The 24,898-nt window shown below is 33.2% G+C and carries 21 protein-coding genes; 13 read left to right on the top strand and 8 right to left on the bottom strand.

Going from position 1 to position 24,898, the window contains the following annotated elements; genetic code table 11:
• Window positions 1-98 precede the first annotated feature (98 nt).
• From IRZ83_RS03135 to IRZ83_RS03165, 7 genes are all read left to right on the top strand, one after another.
• On the top strand, window positions 99-1,019 hold the full coding sequence (locus IRZ83_RS03135) for a homoserine kinase (RefSeq protein ID WP_194566777.1): 921 nt from the start codon (window positions 99-101) through the stop codon (window positions 1,017-1,019).
• 85 nt (window positions 1,020-1,104) lie between these two features.
• Window positions 1,105-2,394, top strand: a complete 1,290-nt coding sequence (thrC, locus tag IRZ83_RS03140) for a threonine synthase (RefSeq protein ID WP_194566779.1) — start codon at window positions 1,105-1,107, stop codon at window positions 2,392-2,394.
• Window positions 2,395-2,543: 149 nt separating this feature from the next.
• The gene (locus IRZ83_RS03145; RefSeq protein ID WP_194566781.1) at window positions 2,544-4,886 is read left to right on the top strand and encodes a restriction endonuclease; all 2,343 of its coding nucleotides are present in this window, start codon (window positions 2,544-2,546) and stop codon (window positions 4,884-4,886) included.
• A 154-nt stretch (window positions 4,887-5,040) separates the two neighbouring features.
• A complete protein-coding gene (locus IRZ83_RS03150) occupies window positions 5,041-5,496 on the top strand; it encodes a hypothetical protein (RefSeq protein WP_194566783.1) in 456 nt (151 codons plus the stop codon).
• Window positions 5,497-5,930: 434 nt separating this feature from the next.
• Window positions 5,931-6,518 carry a hypothetical protein gene (locus IRZ83_RS03155; RefSeq protein ID WP_194566785.1) on the top strand — a complete coding sequence of 196 codons (588 nt, stop codon included), beginning with the start codon at window positions 5,931-5,933 and terminating at the stop codon, window positions 6,516-6,518.
• A 231-nt stretch (window positions 6,519-6,749) separates the two neighbouring features.
• Complete coding sequence (locus tag IRZ83_RS03160; protein WP_194566787.1) at window positions 6,750-8,279, top strand: S10 family peptidase; 1,530 nt, start codon at window positions 6,750-6,752, stop codon at window positions 8,277-8,279.
• Window positions 8,280-8,326: 47 nt separating this feature from the next.
• Window positions 8,327-8,833, top strand: coding sequence for a GNAT family N-acetyltransferase (locus IRZ83_RS03165; protein WP_194566789.1), 507 nt, complete (start codon window positions 8,327-8,329; stop codon window positions 8,831-8,833).
• Window positions 8,834-8,987: 154 nt separating this feature from the next.
• Here IRZ83_RS03165 and IRZ83_RS03170 read toward each other — a convergent pair whose 3' ends face one another.
• Entirely contained in the window at window positions 8,988-9,557 is a 570-nt protein-coding gene (locus IRZ83_RS03170; RefSeq protein WP_194566791.1) for a Crp/Fnr family transcriptional regulator, read from the bottom strand.
• A 228-nt stretch (window positions 9,558-9,785) separates the two neighbouring features.
• Here IRZ83_RS03170 and IRZ83_RS03175 point away from each other — a divergent pair, with 228 nt between their 5' ends.
• The gene (locus IRZ83_RS03175; protein ID WP_194566793.1) at window positions 9,786-10,895 is read left to right on the top strand and encodes a polysaccharide lyase family 1 protein; all 1,110 of its coding nucleotides are present in this window, start codon (window positions 9,786-9,788) and stop codon (window positions 10,893-10,895) included.
• 367 nt (window positions 10,896-11,262) lie between these two features.
• Here IRZ83_RS03175 and IRZ83_RS03180 read toward each other — a convergent pair whose 3' ends face one another.
• The 3 genes from IRZ83_RS03180 to IRZ83_RS03190 all read right to left on the bottom strand — a co-directional run bounded on the left by IRZ83_RS03180 (window position 11,263) and on the right by IRZ83_RS03190 (window position 13,496).
• Window positions 11,263-11,646: a DUF3037 domain-containing protein gene (locus IRZ83_RS03180; RefSeq protein ID WP_194566795.1), complete on the bottom strand. Its 384-nt coding sequence runs from the start codon at window positions 11,644-11,646 to the stop codon at window positions 11,263-11,265.
• Window positions 11,636-12,418: a HipA family kinase gene (locus tag IRZ83_RS03185; RefSeq protein WP_194566796.1), complete on the bottom strand. Its 783-nt coding sequence runs from the start codon at window positions 12,416-12,418 to the stop codon at window positions 11,636-11,638. The genes IRZ83_RS03180 and IRZ83_RS03185 overlap by 11 nt, the downstream gene beginning before the upstream one ends.
• Window positions 12,419-12,650: 232 nt before the next feature.
• Window positions 12,651-13,496 carry an NAD(P)H-hydrate dehydratase gene (locus IRZ83_RS03190; RefSeq protein WP_194566797.1) on the bottom strand — a complete coding sequence of 282 codons (846 nt, stop codon included), beginning with the start codon at window positions 13,494-13,496 and terminating at the stop codon, window positions 12,651-12,653.
• A 296-nt stretch (window positions 13,497-13,792) separates the two neighbouring features.
• On the opposite strand from IRZ83_RS03190, the gene gcvT reads away from it, so the two are divergent.
• From gcvT to IRZ83_RS03210, 4 genes are all read left to right on the top strand, one after another.
• Window positions 13,793-14,875 carry a glycine cleavage system aminomethyltransferase GcvT gene (gcvT, locus tag IRZ83_RS03195; protein WP_194566798.1) on the top strand — a complete coding sequence of 361 codons (1,083 nt, stop codon included), beginning with the start codon at window positions 13,793-13,795 and terminating at the stop codon, window positions 14,873-14,875.
• Between the two features lie 212 nt (window positions 14,876-15,087).
• On the top strand, window positions 15,088-17,118 hold the full coding sequence (locus IRZ83_RS03200; RefSeq protein ID WP_194566799.1) for a S41 family peptidase: 2,031 nt from the start codon (window positions 15,088-15,090) through the stop codon (window positions 17,116-17,118).
• A gap of 294 nt (window positions 17,119-17,412) precedes the next feature.
• Window positions 17,413-18,126 carry a YebC/PmpR family DNA-binding transcriptional regulator gene (locus IRZ83_RS03205; RefSeq protein ID WP_029269334.1) on the top strand — a complete coding sequence of 238 codons (714 nt, stop codon included), beginning with the start codon at window positions 17,413-17,415 and terminating at the stop codon, window positions 18,124-18,126.
• Window positions 18,127-18,266: 140 nt separating this feature from the next.
• On the top strand, window positions 18,267-18,461 hold the full coding sequence (locus tag IRZ83_RS03210; RefSeq protein WP_194566800.1) for a hypothetical protein: 195 nt from the start codon (window positions 18,267-18,269) through the stop codon (window positions 18,459-18,461).
• 271 nt (window positions 18,462-18,732) lie between these two features.
• Here IRZ83_RS03210 and IRZ83_RS03215 read toward each other — a convergent pair whose 3' ends face one another.
• The 4 genes from IRZ83_RS03215 to IRZ83_RS03230 form a co-directional block, all read right to left on the bottom strand.
• On the bottom strand, window positions 18,733-19,644 hold the full coding sequence (locus tag IRZ83_RS03215) for a LamG domain-containing protein (protein ID WP_194566801.1): 912 nt from the start codon (window positions 19,642-19,644) through the stop codon (window positions 18,733-18,735).
• A 372-nt stretch (window positions 19,645-20,016) separates the two neighbouring features.
• Entirely contained in the window at window positions 20,017-20,898 is an 882-nt protein-coding gene (locus IRZ83_RS03220; protein WP_194566802.1) for a LamG domain-containing protein, read from the bottom strand.
• 335 nt (window positions 20,899-21,233) lie between these two features.
• Window positions 21,234-22,274: a PLP-dependent cysteine synthase family protein gene (locus tag IRZ83_RS03225; protein WP_029269326.1), complete on the bottom strand. Its 1,041-nt coding sequence runs from the start codon at window positions 22,272-22,274 to the stop codon at window positions 21,234-21,236.
• A gap of 70 nt (window positions 22,275-22,344) precedes the next feature.
• Entirely contained in the window at window positions 22,345-24,480 is a 2,136-nt protein-coding gene (locus IRZ83_RS03230; protein WP_194566804.1) for a S9 family peptidase, read from the bottom strand.
• 68 nt (window positions 24,481-24,548) lie between these two features.
• Here IRZ83_RS03230 and IRZ83_RS03235 point away from each other — a divergent pair, with 68 nt between their 5' ends.
• Complete coding sequence (locus tag IRZ83_RS03235; protein WP_194566806.1) at window positions 24,549-24,869, top strand: YbaB/EbfC family nucleoid-associated protein; 321 nt, start codon at window positions 24,549-24,551, stop codon at window positions 24,867-24,869.
• The last annotated feature ends 29 nt before the right edge of the window (window positions 24,870-24,898 follow it).

Raw genomic sequence — 24,898 nt, forward strand, 5'->3', positions numbered from 1 at the left:
AATTCTTAGTAATAAAAACTTAGCGCCTTAGTGCCTTCGTGGCAAAAAAAAATAAAAACTTTGTGACTTTGTGCCTTCGTGGCAAAAACCAAAAAAAAATGGAAATAAAACTATTTTGCCCAGCAACTATCGCAAACCTCTCGTGCGGATTTGACGTACTCGGACTTTGCTTAGACAATGCGGGCGATGAAATGATTGTTCGAAAAGTCGATCAAAAAGGGGTTCGAATTACAAAAATTGTGGGTGCCGATTTACCTTTGGAAACAGAGAAAAATGTTTCTGGAGTTGCGGCTTTGGCAATGCTTGAAACTCTAGACGAACTGGATTTTGGATTCGAAATTGAAATCTATAAAAATATTAAAGCCGGAAGCGGAATCGGAAGCAGTGCTGCCAGTTCTGCGGGAGCGGTTTTCGGAATTAATGAATTATTAGGCAGACCCTATTCTCGTAAAGATTTGGTGCAATTTGCCATGCAGGGCGAGAAATTAGCCAGCGGCAACGCGCATGCAGACAACGTTGCTCCTGCCCTTTTGGGTGGCTTTACTTTAGTAAGAAGTTATGCGCCGCTTGATATTATCAGAATTGACAGTCCGGAAGAATTATTTGCAACGGTTGTTCATCCGCAAATTGAGTTAAAAACCTCTGATGCACGTTCGGTTTTAAAACAAACGGTTTCCTTAAAAAGCGCTATTATGCAATGGGGAAATGTGGGCGGACTTATAGCAGGTTTATACACAAAAGATTACGATTTGATTGGAAGATCGCTTCATGACGAAATCGTTGAGCCTTTAAGAAGTGTTTTGATTCCGGGTTTTGATTTAATCAAACAAACGGCTCTTGAAAACGGTGCTTTAGGTTCTGGAATTTCAGGTTCTGGTCCGTCGATTTTTGCTTTAAGCAGGGGAAAAGAAACCGCAGATAAAATCGCAAAAGCCATGAGCGAAGTGTACGAAAATATGAATTTGCCGTATGAAATTCACGTTTCAAAAATCAATCCGGATGGAGTAAGAATATTATAACACGAATTATCACGAATTTTGTGCAATAATTTAAAGACAAAGAATTAGTGACAATCAGTGAAATTCGTGTTCAAATAAAAATCAAATGAAATACTACAGTTTAAACCATAATGCACCAACGGTTTCGTTTAAAGAAGCTGTAATACAGGGATTAGCAAGCGATAAAGGATTATATTTTCCAGAAAATATTACGCCTTTAAATCCGGTATTTTTTAATGTAATCGAAAATCTGAGCAACAACGATATTGCTTTTGATGTCATGCAGCAATTTGTTGGAGATGAAATTCCGGAGGCGCATTTAAGAGAAATTATTGCCGAGACTTTAAGTTTTGATTTCCCGGTTGTGGAAGTTGAAAACGGAATTTATTCGTTAGAATTATTTCACGGTCCGACAATGGCATTTAAAGACGTTGGAGCGCGATTTATGTCACGTTGTCTGGCGTATTTTAATAAAGACAAAAAAGATAGCAAAAATACCGTTTTGGTAGCCACTTCTGGAGATACGGGCGGCGCAGTTGCCAGCGGATTCCTTGGCGTTGACGGTGTTGATGTTGTGATTTTATATCCGTCAGGAAAAGTAAGCGATATTCAGGAAAAGCAATTGACCACTTTAGGAAAAAACATTAAAGCCCTTGAAGTTGACGGCGTTTTTGACGATTGCCAGGATATGGTCAAAAAAGCGTTTTTAGATGAAAGTTTGACGCATAAAAACCTGACTTCGGCGAATTCTATTAATATTGCGCGTTGGCTACCGCAGATGTTCTATTTCTTCTTTGCTTATAAAGCGCTAAAAAAGCAAAACAAACCATTAATTTTCTCTTGCCCTAGCGGAAACTTCGGGAATATCTGCGCCGGAATTATGGCAAAGAAATTAGGTTTGCCAATCGAACATTTTGTAGCGTCTACAAACGTAAACGACACGGTGCCAAGATTCTTAGAGAACGGAAAATACGACCCGAAACCTTCTAAAGCGACAATCTCTAACGCTATGGATGTTGGAAACCCAAGCAACTTTATCAGGATTCAGGAATTGTACAATAATGATTTAAAAGCCTTCGAAAAAGACTTTTCTTCTTATAGCTATACCGACGAACAAACGCTTGATGCTCTAAAGAAAATTTATAACACTAATGGATATGTCGCAGAGCCACACGGAGCTGTTGGTTATTTAGGCTTGAAAAAAGAATTGCAAAAACACGAGAATGCGATTGGTGTGTTCTTAGAAACGGCACATCCTATTAAATTCTTAGATGTTGTTGAACCTGCTTTAGGAATTACGCTTCCGATTCCGGAACAAATTGAGAGTGTTTTGCATGAGAATAAGGTTAGTGTTAAGATTGGAAGTTATGAGGAGTTGAAGGCGTTTTTGGGATAAGTTTTTATCCCTTATAAAATTTTAAAACCACAAATTAAAAGAATCCATTTTCTTGGAATTTGTGGTTTTCATTTATAGATTTAGATTAGTATAATGTAAGAGAAATTGCTAAGTTTGATAATTATCTAATTCCAATAGCCAATTTAACGATGAAAAACTACGATTTTAATATTCTCTCTCCATATGAATTCGAACTTCTAACACGGGACTTATTACAATTACATCTTGATATCTTTCTGGAATCTTTTGGAGAGGGAGCTGACCAGGGAATTGATCTAAGATATTCGAAAGGAAAACTATTGATAATACAAGCAAAGAGATACAAAAATTTCAATAACTTATTTACAAATCTTAAAAAAGAAGTAGACAAAGTCAAAAAATTAAAGCCTGAAAGATATATTTTAGCTACAAGTGTTTCTCTATCTCCAGCTCACAAAGTTAAAATTAAAAAACTATTCGATACCTTTATAAAATATGATGAGGATATTTTTGGTAAAGAAGATTTTAATAATTTACTAAATAAATTTCCTTCAGTAGAAAAAAACCATTTTAAATTATGGCTTTCAAGTATTGATATTTTAAATGAAATTTTCAATAATCAAATAGTTAATCGTACTAACTTTTCTAAAGAAGAAATTATTGAAAAAATTAAAGTATATGTTCAAAATGACAGTTTTAATGAAGCCTCTGATATAATTAATCAAAATAAATATGTAATAATATCCGGTACTCCTGGTATTGGTAAAACAACTTTAGCCGAAATGCTAGTCTTTAGCTTTCTAAGCAAACCCGGTAATGAATTTGTATTTCTATCAGACAGTATTGATGATGCTTTTAAACTCTATAATGAAAATAAAAATCAAATCTTTTTGTTTGATGATTTCTTAGGTAGAAATTTTCTCCAAAATTCAATTGCGCTAAATGATGAAAAAAAAATTGTACAGTTTATAAATAAGATCCAAAAGTCCAATAATAAATTTTTAATCTTTACTACTAGAGAATACATCCTAAATCAAGCACAGCAGAAATTTGATGTTTTGAATCAGGACTTATCCAAATGTGTACTTGATATTACTAAATATTCTAAATTAGTTAAAGCTCAAATTTTATATAATCATCTATTGTACAATGATGTTCCTTTTGAATATGTTGACGAAATAATAAAACAAAATCTTTTATTTAAAATTATAAATCACCAGAACTACAATCCTCGTATAATTGAAGCTTTTACAAATCATAAATTCTGGAAAAAATCGACTACTATTGAATTTCCAAGCGAATTAATTAAATTGTTTAATTCTCCTTTTTTGATTTGGGAGCATGTATATGAGAATCAAATCACTGAAATATCAAGAACAATTCTAAATTCTCTATTAATATCTGGGAGAGAACTAAGTTATGACCAACTATTTAAGCAGACAAAAATTTATGAAACACGGAATTTACTTCCTAACCAGATTAATAATTATACATATAAAGCATCATTAAAAGAATTAGAAAATTCAATGATTCAAATTAATAATAGACATGACGGAACTTTGATAATTGAGTACCTGAATCCATCTATTCAAGATTTTTTAGTGAGTTATATAAATAAGGATTCTATTTCCAAAAATTATTTAATTAATGCCATCCAATATGTAAAACCTTCCTTGGATATTTTAACAACTGAAAGCGAAATCAACTCTAATTTAAAAATTAAAATACATAGTGAGCAACTAAAATTAATTAAGCAAATTATTATACAAAATTTTGATAATCTTGAATTTATAACTAACCCTCCAAGCTATTTCACTGTTACAGATAATAGAATTAAAAAACTTCATTTGGTCTATCTGTTTTTTAAGCAAAATGGTTTAGGAACTGACTTTATTCAACAAGAATTTGCTAAAATCTGTTATTCAGAAGAAATAACAAACAGATCTGTTAATGAGTTTTCTTACCTCGTATGTCACTTTGCAGATGAGGAAAATTTTGATGTAAAAAAGATATTATCTAACATAATAGATAGTATTTGGGACTTTGAAGATTTAAGTTCTTTATCATATCTTGAAACAACTTTTACTAATGAATTTGAATTATTTAGAGAGAACAATAAGGATGCTATATATGATATATATTATAATGTTGTATCTGGACTTAGACAAACAGCATCTGAAAGCGAAGAAATTTCTAATATCCAAAACATACTTAATGATCTTAATACAATAGAATATGATTTTGGTTTTGACACATATAACGATAGAGAAGAAGTTAAAGAAATAATCAAAAAATTAGAACAAAAACAAGATGAGTATTATGATAGTTATTCTGATGATGTATATCTAAATTATTATCGTCAAAAAGTAAAATATAATAACCGAATCTTTAATACATCAGAAGAAGTGACTAAAGCTACCAAATCACTAAATAAACCATTAAGTGAGAATGACAAAATTACAGATCTATTCAAATCTTTGAAATCTAATGGAGAAAATTCTAATGATAAATAAATTAGTACTAGTAAAAATTCTTCATTGGAACATTCCCCCGCTAGCGCGAGCGTCCCGCTCGTGAACACAACGAAACTCAAAACCAATTGAGATTAAATTTCACATTTAATAAAAAAGCATAAGGCTTATTGTTAAATTCGTTAAAACCAATCTAATGAGCAATATAGAACTTTTCAAATGGCTTGCCGTACTTTCGCCAATTCTTAGCGGAATAATAGTTGGTTATGTAACTCATAAGCTTTCAAATCGATCAAAGCGAATAGAAATTCTATATCAAAATAAAACTCGAGCGTTCAATGAACTAAACAAGATACTTATTGATTATAGATTTGAATTAGAACAAAAAATCTACAATAATCCATTTCTTGAAAGAAGTTCAGACGCAAAAGGAACAGTTGAAACTCTTACTTTATTAAATAATGCTCTTGTACGCAACACTGTATATCTACATAAAGAAAGCGTTAAAGCAGTTATGGATTTAGTTACTAAGATTAATTTCTATTGCAATTTTAAAGAAGAGGAATTTGAAAATATAAACCCTTATTTGGAAATGGCTGTTGAAATTAAAAAAGTAACTGATGTTTTGTACAAAGACCTTAATCTTAAATAAAAAAAACCGAGAGCGAGCGTCCACAAAGAAATTCAAAAACCAATTGGAACATGCACGAGCGGGACGCTCGCGCTAGCAAATGAAACTAGCAAGAGATCGTGCAAACAATAATTAAACTACATTTAAAAATATTCAATAGCCTCCAGCTTTAGCTGGAGTTTTTTTATGGACATTCAATCGGCTTTAGCCAAAAAGTTAAAGATTAGGCTAAAGCCATTTCTAAGTATTGCAATTTTGTTCTCCAGCTAAAGCTGGAGGCAACTCAAATTTAGAAGCTCTATAGTTTCCTCGCTTGCGGCAGCAATTGCATTTTGTGTTCAATACAAATTGCATTATTTTTTTTCAGATATTTCCTTAAAATTATCTTTAAAAACATTTATTTAAAATCAGTAAGTTTTTGTAGATTCGTTTCAATTCAACCTAAAAATTCAATCATGAAAAAATCATTAATACTATTTTCATTCGCTCTTTTTTTCTCTTGTCAAAAAAACGAGAATAACGATAGTAATAATCAAGAACCAAAGGCATTACAAGAGAAAAGCATTGATATAGGCAGATTCAGAAAAGGAGATGATTTGGTCGATGATTTATATCAGGAGCTTGTAAATAAATCTCCGGAACTGAAAAATTTAGAAGATGAATTGAACTCAATAAACCCAGGAGACACTACCGCTATTTTTAATGATTATGATCGTAAATCTGATAATTATTATACATCTGCCACAGGTCATGCGGAAGGAATTAGAGACAGTATTTTGAAAAATAAAATTCTAAACTTAATCAAAAATAGTTCAACTAAATATGATGGCAAGAAGTCTGATGTAGAGAATCTGGTGACAACAATTAATAAAAGAAGAACTGAAATAACAAACTATCATACGGCTTTAAAAATTATTTTAACCTTTCCTCTTATAGAAAAATATCAAAACGATCATTTACCAAAAAAATCTCCTTTTGAAAAGGTGATTGAAAAAGAAAATCAAGTACTTGAAAAAGTCAAACAAAATATTCCAAGTTATTAATTGGATATCATAGATGCTCACGCTAGCAAAACAAAAACAAAAAACTATTTCTTCCTTCTTAAACAAATAAAATCGTAGCAAGTCCACATTTTCCTTCTTCTACTTCTCAGTTAAAAACTTTCTTAGTTATTCCGCTTAAAAATCATCACTTAGTATTTTTTTATATCTTTAAAAACTCTAATTATAATCACCTATTTAGAGCATCGAAATTCTATAACACACCCTAATTCTATGAAAAAAACATTACTCTTATTGGTTTTAGCTGGATTTTTTACTTCATATGCTCAGGATTCAAAACCAAAACCTGCCTCTACTCCTCCTGCTAAGGAAGAAAATTCACCTGCAAACCTTACTTTCAATCCAGATTCTCAAGTCATCACCAATCATACAACCACAATAAAAGGTCAGAAAGTTGCTTATAAAGCAACAACAGGTACTATGCCAGTTTGGGACGAAGACGGAAAAGCAATTGCCGGATTATTCTATACGTATTATGAGCGTTCTGATGTAAAAGATAGAGATTCACGTCCTTTAGTTATTTCATTCAATGGCGGCCCTGGATCTGCTTCGGTTTGGATGGAGATTGCTTATACGGGACCAAGTTTGTTAAATATTGATGATGAAGGCTACCCTGTGCAGCCTTACGGAATAAAAGAAAACCCTTATTCTATTTTAGATGTTGCTGATATCGTTTTTGTAAACCCTGTAAACACGGCTTATTCAAGACCTACAAGCAAAGAAATCCCTACTACAAAATTCTTTGGCGTAAATGCCGACATTAAATACTTAGCCGATTGGATCAATGGTTTTGTAACCCGCACCAATCGTTGGGCTTCTCCTAAATACCTAATAGGTGAAAGTTATGGAACAACTCGAGTTTCCGGATTAGCGCTTCAATTACAAAACAATCAATGGATGTATCTTAACGGAGTGATTTTGGTATCTCCCACTGATTTAGGAATAACTCGTGGTGTTGTTTCTACTGCCGCTCTTAAATTACCTTATTTTGCAGCGACTGCGTGGTATCACAAAATGCTTAGTCCTGATCTTCAAAACAAAGATTTAACCGATATGCTGCCTGAGGTAGAAGATTTCACCATAAACGAACTTCTTCCTGCGCTGAGCAAAGGTGGATTTTTAGACGAGCAAAAAAGAAAAGAAATTGCTAGTAAAATAGCACGTTATTCTGGTATTTCAGAGAAAGTTATTCTGCAAAACAATTTAGACCTTCCTTACGATTATTTTTGGAAAGAACTCTTAAGAGATAAAGGCTACACAATAGGAAGACTGGATTCAAGATATAAAGGAATTGACCGCAAAGACTCTGGCGAAAGTCCTGATTTTAATGCCGAACTTACGTCTTGGCTGCATTCGTTTACGCCTGCTATCAATATGTATGTACGTAATAATCTTAACTACAAAACTGATTTTAAATACAATATGTTTGGCCCTGTGCATCCTTGGGACAGAACTAATGATAAAACAGGAGAAAACTTAAGACAAGCCATGGCACAAAATCCGTATTTACACGTAATGGTGCAATCAGGATATTATGACGGAGCCTGTGATTACTTTAACGCTAAATACGATTTATGGCAAATGGATACAAGCGGAAAATTAACGGATAGAATGTCATGGAAAGGCTACAGAAGTGGTCATATGATGTATTTAAGAAAAGCTGACTTAGAAACTGCAAATGAAGACATCAGAACATTCATCAAACAATCATTACCTAAAGCTAACGAACCTGCAAAATATTAAGGCTGGTTTCTAATCCTAAAGAAGCTAAATTACAACTATTATAATTCATGATTTCAAAAGCAATATTAGCAGATATTCCTGCTTTGACTCTATTGATCAACTCAGCCTATAGAGGCGAAACTTCTAAAAAAGGCTGGACAACCGAAGCACATTTACTGGAAGGAAAAAGAACCGACGAACCCGAAATGACCGAAATATTTCTGGATCCAAAAAATACCATTCTGAAATTTACGGAGAATGACAAGATTATTGGTTCGGTTTTATTGGTTGAAAAAGGGCCTCAATTGTATTTGGGAATGTTGACTGTTTCAACTGAATTGCAAAATGGTGGTATCGGAAAAAAGCTGTTGGCTGAAGCCGAAAATCAGGCTAAAGCTTTAGGATTGTCGAGTATTATTATGACGGTTGTTTCGGTTCGTTCAGAACTTATTGCTTGGTACAAACGCCACGGTTACGCAGAAACTGGCCAAAGAGAACCTTTTCCTTCAAGCGACATTCATATTAATATTTCAGATTCGCCTTTGGAGTTTGTCTTTTTAGAGAAAAAAATTTAAGGGATTTACCACAAAGAACACGAAGAATTACTAGAAGTCGCAAGGGTTTTTAATCTCTCAAACACACAGAGTCGAAAAGAAAATTTAAACTTTGCGACTCTGCGTCTTTGAGAGATTTTTACTTTAGATAAAAAAAACTTAGAAACTAAAAAACTTAGAAACTCTTTTTAATCTTTGACAAAAATTCATGCGACACTCCCAGATATGAGGATAAATTTCTGTTGTTGATTTTGTCAATTTTATTGGGATAACGTTCTACGAATTCCAAATATCTTTGCTTCGATTTTTTGTTTAATACATCTAAAAGTCTTTGCTGAATGGCAACATTTGCTTTCTCAACCATAATAATGTGAAACTGAATCAGCTTTGGCACTTGCTCAAACAAAAGCGTTTTGTTTGTTTTGCTGATAACTAAAATCTCACTGTCTTCTAACGCTTTTATGTTGTAAGTCGTCAGTTTTTGATGGTAAAAACTTTCGAGATCACACATCCATTCGTTTTCAAAGGAGAAGAAAATCACACTTTCAGTTCCGTTATCGTTTAGAATGTAGGTTTTAAACGATCCCTTTAAAATAAATCCTTCGTAAGAGTTATTTGAGTCTTGAATTTGCAGAAACTCATTTTTTTTGAGCTTAATAAATTCTGCTTTCTCTACAATGTGTTTCCATTCTTCATTTGTTAGGTTAATTTTTCGTTCAATGTTTAATCTGAGGTCTTTGTACATTTGTTTTTAGTTTTATTCTTACTCGGGGGCGTAAGTAGTTGAATGAATTAAAAATGATGTAATCGATTACGTAAAAATACTTTTTTTACGCTTTTTTGTCACTTAACAATTGTTAAAAAAACATTTTATCCTAATTTTTTTGTAAAACATTGAACTTGTTCAACTTTTTTAATAATTATTATAAGCAGATTTGTACTGTTAAATATTTATAAACCCCAAATCTTTATTATGAAATTTACATCAAAATGGTCAGTGTTACTATTAGCACTTGTATTAAGCTTTACAAGCTGTAATACGGAAGAAATTGCTTCACCAAGTAGTGAAAGCGCAATTGTCGAAACTGATGTGGCCACTCCGACTGGCATTACTGCAAAAGTGGGCAACTGCGCTCAAGTTCCGGGATGGGCTTCTCAAAACGGCGGAACAATTGGCGGAGGAACTTCTGCTGAAACAACAGTTACAACTTACGCCCAATTAAAAGCAGCAATTGAGAGCAGTTCTGTAAAAGTTATTAAAGTAACTGGTACAATCACCATTACAGCAAGATTGTCTTTCCAAGATCAAACTGGCAAAACCATTTATGGTACAAGCGGCGCAAAATTAGTTTCGACTAATCAGACAAAAGATGCTTCTGGAATCATCAACATTAAAAGATGCAAAAACATTATTATCAGAAACCTTATTTTTGAAGGTCCCGGCGCATATGATACTGACGGCTGGGATAATGCAATTCTGGACGAATGTACAAATGTATGGGTCGACCACTGCGAATTTAGAGATGGTGTTGACGGAAACTTCGACATCAAAAACAAATCAGATTATATCTCGGTTACTTATTCTAAATTTCACTATCTAAAACCGCCGAAAGCTGGAGGTTCTGGAGGTTCTGATGATCACAGATATTCGAACTTAATTGGTTCAAGCGATGGAGCAACTGGAGATCGCGGAAAATTAAGAATAACTTTTGCTCGTTGCTGGTGGGCTCCTGGCTGTAAAGAAAGAATGCCAAGAGTACGTTTTGGCCAAGTGCATTTAATCAACAATTACTTTAATAGTACAGTAAGCAATAAATGTATTGCAGCTGGTTTTGAAGCTAATATCCGTGTAGAAAACAATTCTTTTGAAGGTGTAAAAACACCAATTGATTTAATGACGGGTTATACAGCAGTTACCGCGGTTGGAAATCTTTTTACCAATACAAGCGGTAATCAATTAGGAAGCAACACCGCTTTTACTCCTCCATATACAATTGTAACGCTTGCAGCATCTGCTGTTAAGGCTGATGTTACTGCTGGAGCTGGTGCTACTTTTTCTGGTAACACCTGCGGTTCATTCTAATAAACTCTGGATAGCAAAATATGAGTTAGTTTAGTTTTTTTTAACCACGAATTACAGTGATGTAGTTCGTGGTTTTTTATTTTTCAGTTTTTTTGTTTCAGGTTTCAGGTTTCAGGTTTCAGGTTTCAGGTTTTTATTTTGTCATTTCGATCCCAAGGCTTCGGGATCGAAATGACAGAAATGAGTAGATTATCTCAATCAAATAAAAACCTTTGAACCTTTGTATCTTTGAACCTTTGTATCTTTAAACATTTGTATCTTTGAACCTTTGTCTCTTTGAACCTTTGTCCCTTTGAACCTTTGTCTCTTTGAACCTTTGTCTCTTTGAACCTTTGTCTCTTTGAACCTATTCCTCTTTGAACCTTCCTTAAAGAACCATTTCTTCAAACAATCGTTGAACCGTTTTTTCCAAATCTTCGCAAAGTCCTGAATGTGGCCTTGAAGTTTGAATTGCTGAACTTCGAATTGCTGTAAGCCAGCGAAAACGAGATGGAATATCCATTTCGCCAATTGGTCCGCCATCTTTATCTCCGGCTGCAATTTTTTTAAGTGCGGTTACATTACAATGCAGCTGTTCAATGTCGAAATCGCTAGAAAGCGCTTCAATTTTGGCATCGTCAATATGCGATAATACCTTAATAAATTTAGCTTTTTTGCAAAATAAAATGATTCCGATATTCAGGAATTCTTCGCGCTCTACCCTTGGTACAACACGAATCACAGCATATTCATATAAGTGATTATCTTGCATTTTGAGCCTGATTTACAAAGATTTCGGAATTATTTAGTCGTGTCTTTAAAAACTGTAAATATACATTTCGCAAAGCTTCTGGCGTTTCATCGGTATCTTCCCATTGCAGCCATTCTTGCGGAATTGTGTTTACAATTTCTTCCAGAATTTCTTCTGTTAAAAGCGCTTTAAATGCAGCATCGACTTCTTTTAAAAGTGAGGCCTGCGGCAATAAAACATGGTCTTTTATTAACGCAAACGGACTTTTAGCATGCTGTTCCCAATTGTTCCAAGAATGATGAAAATACAAACAGGCCCCGTGATCAATCAACCATAATTCTTTATGCCAAATCAGCATATTAGTGTTTTTGAAAGTTCGGTCTACATTTGTAATATAAGCATCAAGCCAAACAATCTGCGACGCCAATTTAGCATCGACAGTTGTAACAACAGGATCAAATGTAATGGCACCAGATAAAAAATGAAGTGCCAGATTTAATCCCTGGCTTCCTTGCAGTAAATCCTGAATTTCTTCATCGGCTTCGGTTCTTCCAAAAGCTTCATCGAGATTGGCGAAAACTAATTCCGGAAGTTGCAATTTTAAGGATTTTGCAATTTGTCCGCCAACTAATTCGGCTATCAAAGCTTTTACGCCGTGACCAGCACCTTTGAATTTTAATACGTATTTAAAGTCGTCATCGGCTTCTGCCAAAGCGGGTAAAGAACCGCCTTCTCGCAATGGCGTGATATAACGTGTAACATTTACCGTTCTGAGATCGAAGTTGTTTTTCATAGTTACAAACTTAGTAATTTAACCGCAAAGAGCGCAAAGGTTTACGCAAAGAAAGCAAAGCTGTTTTTAGATTGTATTGTTTAGTTTCTCACCCTGAGAGAGGTCGAAGCGGTGCAAGTAACTCGACAAAGAAATTAAACTTTGAGGAATATCTTTGTTGTCCTTCGACTTCGCTCAGGATGACAAAAAATGAGAATAAATCTCTATTAGTAATAATTTGCGTTCTTTGCGGTTAAGCCAAACTCAAAAAAGCTTTCCCTAAATTCTCGATAATATTCGAAGCTATAAAAGATTCATAACCCGTTTCTGGCAAGGCAATATCTGCAGTTAAACCATGAATATAAACACCAAGTTTTGCTGCATATTTTGGTTCGTAACCTTGCGCAAGAAGACTTGTAATAATTCCGGTTAAAACGTCACCGCTTCCGGCTGTCGCAAGAGCAGCGTTTCCTGTAGTGTTTTGGTAAACTTCACTTTTATTGATAATAAAAGTAGGTGCGCCTTTCATGATCATAATAACTTTATACTTTTCAGAAAAAGCAATTGTTTTTTGAAATTTTTCGGAATCTGAGTTCCACTTGCCAATTAAACGTTCTAGTTCTTTTGGATGTGGTGTCAAAATGGTGTTTTCTGGAATTAATTCAAGCCAAGATTGATTTTCTGCCAAAATATTCAACGCATCTGCATCGAGAACCAAAGGTATTTTATTGACTCTTAAAAACTCAAATAACGCTTTTTGAGTGCCCAGCTCCTTCCCGATTCCAGGACCAATTCCGATTGCCTGTGGAATTAACGGGATCTGAATATTAGTTATAAAGTTAGAATTTTCATCGGTGACCACCATAACTTCGGGAATGGAAACCTGTAGAATTTGATAACCACATTTTGGCGTAAAAGTCGTTACAAGTCCACAGCCAGATTTCAGACAAGCTTTTGATGCTAAAACCGCTGCCCCTATTTTGCTGTAACTTCCGGCGATAATAACGGCGTGACCCTGAATTCCTTTATGTGTATGAGAATTTACTGGTTTATAGAATTTCAGTATTTCTTCTTTTGTAATTAAAAAAGGATCTTTCATTTTGAATGATTTTGAATTAAAGTTACGCAAAAATTAAAGAATAAAGATTTTGTTAAGCTTTCGATCCTAGCCCAGATTGCAGTGGAAAGCCCGGAGTAAAAAAAGCAAAAGTTTCTTGTTCTGAAAAAGCGACCGAAGGAAGCTCTTTTTAGAACATTAGAAACTTTGCTTTTTTTATGAGGACTTGAAACGGAAAGCTGGAAATAGCTCCTGATTATTGCGAATTTTATAATTTTGACTAGTGATTTTCGATATTTTTTGAATAAATTTGCGACACAATTTTATAAAACAACACAATGAAAAATACTGCGCTTACGCACATACATGAGAGTTTGGGAGCGAAAATGCTGCCTTTTGCCGGTTACAATATGCCTATTACTTACGAAGGCGTAAATGCTGAACACGAAACAGTTCGTAACAGTGTGGGCGTTTTTGACGTTTCGCACATGGGTGAATTTTTACTTACTGGACCAAACGCTTTGGCTTTGATTCAGAAAGTGACTTCGAATGATGCTTCTACTTTGACAATTGGAAAAGCGCAATATTCTTGCCTGCCAAACAATGATGGCGGAATCGTTGATGATTTGATCATATATAAAATGAAAGAAGAGCAGTATCTACTTGTTGTAAATGCTTCTAATATTGAAAAAGACTGGAACTGGATTTCATCGCAAAATGATTTGGATGTTGAGATGAAAAACCTTTCTGATGATTATTCATTATTAGCAATTCAAGGACCAAAAGCTGTTGAGGCAATGCAGGCTTTGACTTCTGTAGATTTAGCAGCAATTCCGTATTATCATTTTGAAGTAGGTGATTTTGCTGGAATTGAGCACGTAATTATTTCTGCTACAGGATATACTGGTTCTGGAGGATTTGAAATTTACTGCAAAAACAGCGAAGCAGAACAAGTTTGGAATAAAGTTTTTGAAGCTGGTGCTGCTTTCGGAATCAAACCAATTGGACTTGCAGCCCGCGATACCTTACGTTTAGAAATGGGATTCTGCCTATACGGAAATGATATTAATGATACAACATCTCCTCTTGAAGCTGGTTTAGGCTGGATTACTAAATTCACTAAAGATTTTACAAACTCTGATAATCTTAAAAAACAAAAAGAAGAGGGTGTTTCTAAAAAATTAGTGGCTTTTGAAATGCAAGAACGTGCTGTACCAAGACATGATTACGAAATTGTTGACGCTGAAGGTGCTGTAATTGGTATTGTAACTTCTGGAACAATGTCTCCTTCTATGAATAAAGGAATTGGTTTAGGATATGTTACTGTAAACAATAGTGCAATTGACAGCGACATTTTTATCAGAATTAGAAAAAATGATGTTCCAGCAAAAGTGGTAAAACTGCCTTTTTACAAAAAATAATTGTAAGAATAAAAATACTGCGAAATGCATTACTATTATGGTAATGCATTTTTTTTTGCCCGAGATTAAAAAAGATTAGGCGGTTTATTTCACATACTATTTTTAATCTGTGACATTTTATGATTTTTTATCTGTAAGATTTTTTAGAAATAATATAAACCATTATCAAAAAATAAACGTAACTTTAATGTAGATGTCTTAAGTTATTGTTTATGAAAAAAATTTGGCTGTTATTTTTGTTTGCTACAACATTTCTATTTAGTCAAAATAGTGATGAAACGTGCCAAATCCTAAATAAAATCAATGCAATGATACAAACTGAGCATATCAGGCCAAAACCTGTAAATGACAGTTTATCAATTTTTGTTTTTGACAATCTAATCAATGAATTAGACCCTTCCCGAAACATCTTTTTTAAAAGTGAATATGACGAAATGTCTAAAAAATACCGTTTAAATTTAGATGATTTAATTCTTGCAAACGACTGCAGTTTTTTAACTGACATTACAGAAAAATATAAAAACGGATTAATTAGAACAAAAGCTGTCTTAGAAAAAATTCAGCTTGGAACTATAGATTACGCAAAAAAAGACACTATCCGTTTTTATAAAAAAGCTTTTCCGTTTTATCTTAAAAAAGAAGATTTAGAAAAAGTCTGGCTGAAAAAACTGCGCTACCAGATTTTAGATGAAATGGCCGAAACCAGCGAAAATTTAGATTCTATTAAAGCTAATTTCAAATCAATCGAAACCGCTTCAAAAAATTTAATTTTATCGAATGAAATCTGCCGCATAAGCACACTTCTAGAAACCAAAGTTAGACAGGAAGAAAATCTCTATAATTTCTTTTGTACTTATTTTGATCCGCATACTGCCTATTTCAGCGATGACTCTAAAACCAGTTTTGTAGCTTCATTATCTAAAGAACATTTATCTCTCGGGATGAGTGTTAATCTGAATGAAAAAAACGAAATAATTATAGAAGAAATCGATCCGAATGGTCCGGCATACCAAACGGGACAAATTAAAAAAGGCGACCAGATTATTTCTATTTCCAATCAAAAAGAGACTTTGCAGGTTTCTTGTGCGTCATTAGAATCTATTTCGAATATGATTTTATCTGAGTCTAATAAAAGTATTACACTGACCTTAAAACGAAATTCGGGTAAAAATTTTGATGTTTACATTGAGAAGCAAGTGATGAAAGACGAAGATAATTCGGTTTTCAGCTTTATAATCGGGAAAGACAGCAAAATTGGCTATATCAAAATACCGAGCTTCTATGCTGATTTAGATGGAAACAGCAGAAAAGGCTGTGCGGATGATGTTGCCAGAGAAGTAATGAAACTCGAAAGAGATGATATAAAAGGATTAGTTATCGATTTAATTGACAACGGCGGCGGATCTATGGAAGAAGCAATAAAACTAGCCGGAATGTTTGTTGATTACGGTCCGATTTCTGTTGTTATAGACAATAAACAACAAAAATCAATAATTAACGATCCTTACAGAGGATTAATTTATAAAGGCCCAATTGTAGTTCTTGTCAACAGCAATACGGCATCTGCAAGCGAATTTTTCTCAGGAATATTACAAGATTATAATCGTGCGCTTTTAATAGGAAGCAATACATTAGGAAAGGCGACAATGCAAACGATTCTTTCGCTTGACGAAGATAAAAACACTGATTTTTTAAAAATTACAATCAATAAATTTTACAGAGTTACAGGCAAAAGCCACCAATATGTTGGTGTTGAGCCAGATGTTGTGCTTCCTGAGTTTTATGAAGATGTTTATCAAAAAGAAAGTGATTTTCCGACTGCTATAAAAAACGACAGTATTGCACCTTTTTTAAAATACAAACCTTACGTAAAGCGAGCTTTAATTGATAAACTAGCCAAAAATTCAACTGCAAGATTGGCCGATAATTTCTATTTCAACGATATCAAAAAAATCAATCAAAAAATTGATCAAATAGTTAATACTCCAAAAGCGGAACTTCCGATGACTTTGGATGCCGTTTTCAAACAGAAAAAAATTGTCAATTCGCTTTGGAAAGAAATCAATACTTTTAATGATGAAAACAATCCGCTGGACGTTTATAATTCTACTGTAAATCAATTTTTGCTTGGCGTATATCCTAACGATAAAACCATAAACCAGTACCAGATTGATAATCTAAAAACCAATCCGTACCTGAATGAAGCGGTGAATGTTATTAATGAATTTAATGCGTCTAAGTAGTTTCAGGTTTCAGGTTTCAGGTTTCAGGTTTCAGGTTTCAGGTTTCAGGTTTCAGGTTTCAGGTTTCAGGTTTCAGGTTTCAGGTTTCAGGTTTCAGGTTTCAGGTTTCAGGTTTCAATAAAAAGTTCAATTCATACCGAATTGAACTTTTTATTTATGGATATTCTAAGCATTCCAACAAAAACCTAAAACCTGAAACGTGAAACTTTTTTAACTTATCTAAAAAAGAATAGAATTGATTTTGGAAAAATAAGGAATAACCGTATTTTTGCATCTCAAAATAAAAAATTAGTAATGGGAAGAGCGTTCGAATTTAGAAAAGGAAGAAAAATGAAACGTTGGTCAGCAATGGCCAAAACATTTACCCGAATTGGTAAAGACATCGTAATGGCTGTTAAAGAAGGCGGACCAAACCCAGATGCCAATTCTAGATTAAGAGCTGTAATACAAAATGCAAAAGCCGCTAACATGCCTAAGGACAATGTGGAGCGTGCAATAAAAAATGCAAGCAATAAAGATACTGCCAATTATAAAGAAATTTTATTTGAAGGATATGCTCCTCACGGAATTGCAATTTTAATTGAAACGGCATCTGACAACAATAATAGAACTGTAGCTAACATCCGCAGTTATTTTAACAAATGCAACGGGACAATGGGAACTCAAGGTTCTGTTGAGTTTATGTTTGATCATACTTGTAATTTTAGAATTGCAAAAGGAGATCTTGATCCAGAAGAATTAGAATTGGAATTAATTGATTTTGGTGCTGAAGAAGTTTTTGAAGACGAAGACGGAATTTTAATCTATGCTCCTTTTGGAAGCTTTGGTGCTTTACAAAAAGAATTAGAAAACAGAGGTTTAGAAATTTTATCTTCAGGTTTTGAGCGTATTCCGCAAATTACAAAAGAACTTACTGAAGCTCAAATTGCTGACGTTGAAAAATTAATAGAAAAAATTGAAGAAGATGATGACGTAATGAACGTTTATCACACTATGCAAGAAGCATAATTTTTTTCTTTATTTAAAATATTTAAAAGCTCTGATTGATTCAGGGCTTTTTTTGTCTTTAATCATTTTAAACTAAGATTTAAAATTATGAAAATTCATTTAAACCATTATATTTGCCTTTCCTCAAAAAAAAAGAATTTATGAAAACATCTAAATTTACCAAATTTGCCGTTATCATTATGGTAATTTTGTTTGTAGTATTAAGCGTTATAAGCTGTACAACACATACACACAGCACAAGTTCATCAAAGGTTCCTCCTGGTCAGGCTAAAAAAATGTCTGGAAGCAAAAGTGCGAAAGCTTATGCACCGGGTCAACAGAAAAAAAGTAGATAATTAAAAGAAAAAATTGATGATTCTGTAAAGTACTTTTAAGTATTGATCGTGTAAACATTCTTCAAATTATTATCAGAGTCTAAAGATATAGTAAAACACTATATAAGAATCAAAAATTCGTTTGATACTAATAGTAATCAGCGTAGTAAGTTAAATCAAAAAAGCCTTCTGAAATTTACTTTTTAGAAGGCTTTTTTCCACTATTCAAAAAATTAAATTGCTACTAATACAATATAAATAACTAACTATTTTATTAACCTAAGTTTTACTCCTATTTTGATGTTACTTTCTTTGAGGAAGAATTTGTTATTTTCAACAAATAAGTTCCTTCTGGCAAATCATGAATGTTTGCATTGTTCCCTAATATTCTTTGTCCTTGAGAGTAAACCTCAACATTTTTTGTTACTCCGTTTAAATCGCTGTTCGTAATAATTGCATTTGATGGGGATTTAGACACCGCTTTTGTTTTACCAGTACCTTTTGTTTTTACAACTGGTGTGGATTCTGTTGCTGCAACAACTATAGCAGGCTTAGAATCTTCATAAAGAGCTTTTACCTGCTCATCAGTCAATGCGATATTGTATATCTTTAAATCGTCTATATCAGCGTTAATGCCAATTGTTGTGTTTATTTCACCTAATCTAAAAATAGTACCTTTTGTAGTTCTAGCAATACCGTTCACCGATTTTAAAAGTTCGCCATTGCGATATATTTTGGAAGCTGTTCCATCAATAGTAATAGTGTAGTTGTACCAAACACTTTTTGATAATGGTGCTGAAACAATTACATCATTGCTGGCTCCCCAGCCTGCAAGACTTAAATCAGAATTAGAAGAAACTGTACTTTGCTGCAATAGTCCACAATACTGAGCATTATAGGCAGTGCCATATCCCCAAATATAGTTTGCAGAAGCAATGTCATTAAATTTTACCCAGATAGAAACTGTTCTAGCATTATTATTTTGAGGAAGATCAACTATAATCGCTTCCATCGCTTTTTTAACGAGTCGCTGTGCTCCATTCGCAACTCCATTTCTATCGGCAACAAAATTATTTGTTCCCATAAATGAAGTTGTATTTTTAGTATTAACTAAAGTGCCATCGAAATTAAATTCCTCTATTGGCGTTTGCGCATTAATATTTAAGTAACTTACAAACAGTAAAGAAAACATTAGTTTTTTCATAAAAGTAAATTTTGAGCATTAAAACATTGTGTGATTTTAACACTGCTAAACTATATTTTTATGTTTTTGGTCTAAAATTTTTCCGACAACTAACCTAAATAATCGTTAAAATAACCAAAATTGATCATTTTTACGGCTTAATTATATTTACTTATACTTATTGCAATACTATTAAAATTATAAATTTATCACAATAAAATTCTTTTTTTCTTACGTATAAATACGGTATTTGTAATTATATAAAAAAAACCTCATTAGAGAAATTCAATCTTATGAAAGTTTATAACAAAAAAAACTCCAAACACTTTACATGAATGGAGCTTTATATTTAGAAGTAATATTTATTTCAATTTGCAATCAAAATAGCCATTTTTAATTTTGACCGTTTGTTATTTTCAATAAATAAGTTCCTTCAGGCAATTCACTAATATTTGTTGCATTGCTTCCAATTATTTTTTTTCCTTGAGAAAAAACCTCAACCTTCTTTGCAACAATATTACCTGTTGCAGAAGCTGCAGGTGTAGCCTTTACTTCAGTCTTTGTTTCTGCAACAGCTTTTTTTACTGTCGAAGGCTTTTCAGCTACTGCAACTGCTAATGGTTTTGAACTGTTATAATACTCCATAACCTGCTCATCTGTCATTGCAACATTGTATACTTTAAGTTCGTCGATATCGGCATTAATTCCAACATTTGCATTCATTTGTCCTAATCTAAGAATATATCCTTTTGTCGCGCGCGAAATTCCGCCTGAAGATTTTAATAGTTCACCATTGCGATATAACTTAGAAGTAGTGCCATCATAGGTAATACTATATTGATACCAAACACCTTTTTGAAGCGGAACTGACACGATTACATCATTTCCAGTACCCCAGCCTGCTAGACTTACATCAGAATTTGAGTTTGTAGTGCCTTGTTGCAGCAAACCAAAATACTGAGCGTTTGCAGCAGTTCCATAACCGAAAATGTAATTTGCCGAAGCAATTGTATTAAATTTTACCCAAACCGATATTGATCTCGGTTTATTATCTTGTGGAAGATCACCTACAACAGTTTGCAAAGATTTGCCAGAAAGTCGTAGCGCTCCATTCGCAGCTCCCATTCTGTCATTTACAAAAGCAGAGGTTCCTAAAAAGGAAATTGTCTTATCTATATTGCTTAGGTTTCCGTTGAAATTAAATTCTTGAACGGGATTTTGAGCATTTGCATTAAAAAAACTTACAAACATTAATGTCAGTAATAATTTATTCATAGGGCAGATTTTAGGGGTATTAAAAACAGTATTCTTTAACCATGCTAATATTATAATATGTACAAGAATTTACTTACCAACAAACTTAAATAATCAAAAATGATAATTAAAAATTCTTAATTAAATTTACTTATACTTTTATTAATTTTGTTAAAACTATAAATTTAATTCAACATTACCAAACACTCTTAAAGTATAAATACATTATTCTCATTAAATTAAAAACTACAGGCTTTTAAAAGCATTTACATTTAATATTTGTAAAGACATTTTTACAAAAAAAAACTCCATTTGCTTTTGACAAATGGAGTTGGATATTTAAAAAGTATTTAAATCTACTTTACGAATTCAATTTTTTGAACTTCTTCTTCGTTTACACTATCAAAGAATCCTTGTTCGTTCATCCAGTCATCACTGAATACTTTACTCATATAACGTGAACCATGATCCGGGAAAATCGCAACAATATTACTTTCTTTTGTAAACTCTCCCTCTTCTGCATATTGCTTAATTGCTTGCATTACAGCACCAGAAGTATATCCCACGAACAAACCTTCTTTTCTAGTAATTTCTCTTGCAGCGTGAGCACTTTCCTCATCAGTCACTTTCATGAACTTATCGATGATATCAAAATCTGTTGCAGATGGAATCAGATTTTTACCTAAACCTTCAATTCTGTATGGGTAAATTTCTTTATTATCGAATTCTCTTGTTTCGTGGTATTTTTTTAATACTGATCCAAAAGCATCAACTCCTAAAATTCTGATATTTGGATTTTGCTCTTTTAAGAATTTTGCAGTTCCAGAGATTGTTCCTCCAGTTCCGCTGCAGGCAATAAGGTGGGTAATTTGTCCTTTTGTCTGTTCCCAAATTTCAGGACCTGTAGAGTTATAGTGGGCATCAATATTAAGCTGATTAAAATATTGATTAATATAAACTGACCCTTTTGTTTCTTCATGCAAGCGTTTTGCTACATTATAGTATGATCTTTCATCATCTGCAGAAACGTGAGCGGGACAGACATACACCTTAGCTCCCAAACTTCTTAGCATGTCAATTTTATCTTTCGATGATTTTGAACTTACAGCCAGTATACAATTATAACCTTTAATAATGCTTACCATAGCTAAACTAAAACCTGTATTACCAGACGTCGTTTCGATAATGGTATCTCCTGGAGAAAGAATTCCTTTTTTCTCGGCTTCTTCAATAATATATAACGCTATTCTATCTTTTGAGGAATGTCCTGGATTAAAAGCTTCTACCTTTGCGTAGAAATTTCCTTCTAAGTCTTCGGTGATTTTATTTAGCTTAATAAGTGGGGTATTACCTATTAACTCTAAAACATTATTATAAGCGTTTATTTCTTCTTTCATAAAAAAATAGTTAATCAAAGGTATTTTTAAATAACCTCGATAGGTTGCAAATTTAACAAAAAATTTCTAATTAGCTTTTAATTTTTTCTAAATCTAATAAAAAACTAAATTCTTTTGCTAAGTCTTTCAAAGCTTCAAAACGTCCTGAAGCGCCACCGTGTCCAGCATCCATGTTAGTATCTAAAAACAAAAGCTTGTCATTTGTTTTTAAAGTCCTCAATTTGGCTACCCATTTGGCTGGCTCCCAATATTGTACCTGTGAATCGTGCAATCCGGTTGATACATACATGTTAGGATAATTTTGCGCTTTTACATTATCGTAAGGCGAATACGACAACATATAATCGTAATATTTTTTATTGTTTGGGTTTCCCCATTCGTCATATTCCCCAGTTGTCAGCGGAATACTGTCATCGAGCATTGTTGTAATAACATCTACAAAAGGTACTTGAGCAATAACTCCATTATATAATTCTGGAGCTTCATTTACAATAACGCCCATCAAAAGTCCTCCGGCAGATCCTCCTTCAGCATACAAATGTTCTGGCGAAGTATATTTCTCGTGTATTACAAATTTAGAGCAATCGATGAAATCTGTAAAGGTATTTTTCTTTTTTAACAGTTTTCCGTCTTCATACCATTGCCTTCCTAAATCCTCACCTCCCCTAATATGGGCGATTGCGTAAACAAAACCGCGATCTAACAACGAAAGTCTTGTAGACGAAAAATACGTATCCATTGTGATTCCGTAAGAACCATAAGCATAAAGCAACAACGGATTTTTACCATTTTTCTGCAATCCTTTTCTATAAATCATCGAAATAGGCACTTTTACTCCATCTCTTGCAGTAGCCCAAACGCGTTCTTCAACATAATTTTCTTTATCAAATTTTCCTCCTAAAACCTCTTGTTCTTTTAAAACTTCTTTGGTTTTTGTTTTCATATTAAAATCGATTACAGACGATGGCGTTGCAAGCGATTGATAACTGTAACGCAAAATATCAGTATCAAAATCAATATTTGTTGTCGTGAAGGCATTATAAGTTTCACTTCCAAAAGGCAGGTAATAATCTGGCTCACCGTTCCAAGGCATAATTCGGATGTGATTTAATCCGTTTGAGCGCTCTTCGACAACTAAATAGTTTTTGAAGATTTCAATATCCTCCAGCAAAACATTCTCGCGATGCGGAATTACATCAACCCAATTTCTTTTCTTTGTTTTATTTTCAGGCGTTTTCATCAACTTAAAGTTGGTTGCCTTGTCTTTATTGGTTAAAATATAAAACGAATCCTCAAAATGCGAAATACTGTATTCTAAACCACGTACACGTGTTTGGAATACTTCAAATTCTCCATCTGGATTATCTGAATTCAAAATTCTATACTCAGTTGTCAACGTACTTCCTGAGCCAATTACAATATATTTTCGTGATTTTTCTTTACTGACAGAAACGCTGAAAGTGTCATCGGTTTCATTAAAAACTAAAACATCTTCTTTAGAATCTGTATTTAATTTATGCCTAAAAACTTTATCTGATCGTAATGTAACTTCGTCTTGTCTGGTATAAAAAATAGTTTTATTGTCGTTAGCCCAAACTGATCCGCCTGTAGCATTTTCAATTTTATCAGATAAAATTTCTCCTGTTTCTAAGTTTTTAATTTGAATGGTGTAGATTCGTCTGCCTACAATATCTACTCCAAAACTGGCAAATTTATTATCTGGACTCACACTTAAACCTCCTAATTTGAAGTAAGCGTGCCCTTTTGCCAATTCATTACAATTGAACAGAATTTCTTCTTCTGCCGAAAGGCTACCTTTTTTTCTGGCAAAAATTGGATAATCCTGACCTGTTTCAAAACGAGTGATATAAAAATATCCGTTATAAAAATAAGGAACAGATGAATCATCTTCTTTAATTCTGCCTTTCATTTCTTCGTACAAACTCTCCTGAAGACCTTTTGTACTTGACGTCATACTTTCGTAGTAAGCGTTTTCTTTATTTAGATAATCGATTACCTCTGGATTTTCTCGGTCATTCAGCCAAAAATAATTATCGACCCGAATCTCTTTATGTTTTTTTAATGATTTTGGAATTTCTTTAGCTTTTGGAGCCTTTATATCGTTTTGCATTGATTGAGCATTAGTTTTTAAATACGAAGGAGCAAAAATACTACAAACGTAATAGAACAGAATTAATTTTTTCATAAAATATTCTATTGATATAATACAGCAATATACTAATTTTGTATGAAATAATTTAAAAAATCAATAAAATGGATTTAATGGGAATGATGGGCAAACTTAAAGAAACCCAACAAAAAATTGAAGATACAAAAAAGCGTCTGGATACTGTTTTGATTGACGAGCAAAGTGCTGACGGATTATTAAAAGTAACATTGACTGCTAATAGAAAAGTAAAATCGATCTCTATAGACGATTCTTTACTAGATGATAAAGAACAATTAGAAGATTACTTAATCGTAACACTAAATAAAGCTATTGAAAAAGCAACGAGTGTAAACGAAAGAGAACTTGACGCTGTTGCAAAAATGGATATGCCGATGATTCCAGGAATGGATAATCTTTTTAAATAAGATACTGAGTTACTAAGGTTCTAAGACTC

It is taken from the genome of Flavobacterium sp. JLP (assembly GCF_015350755.1).
In the GTDB taxonomy this organism is placed as follows: Bacteria; Bacteroidota; Bacteroidia; order Flavobacteriales; family Flavobacteriaceae; genus Flavobacterium.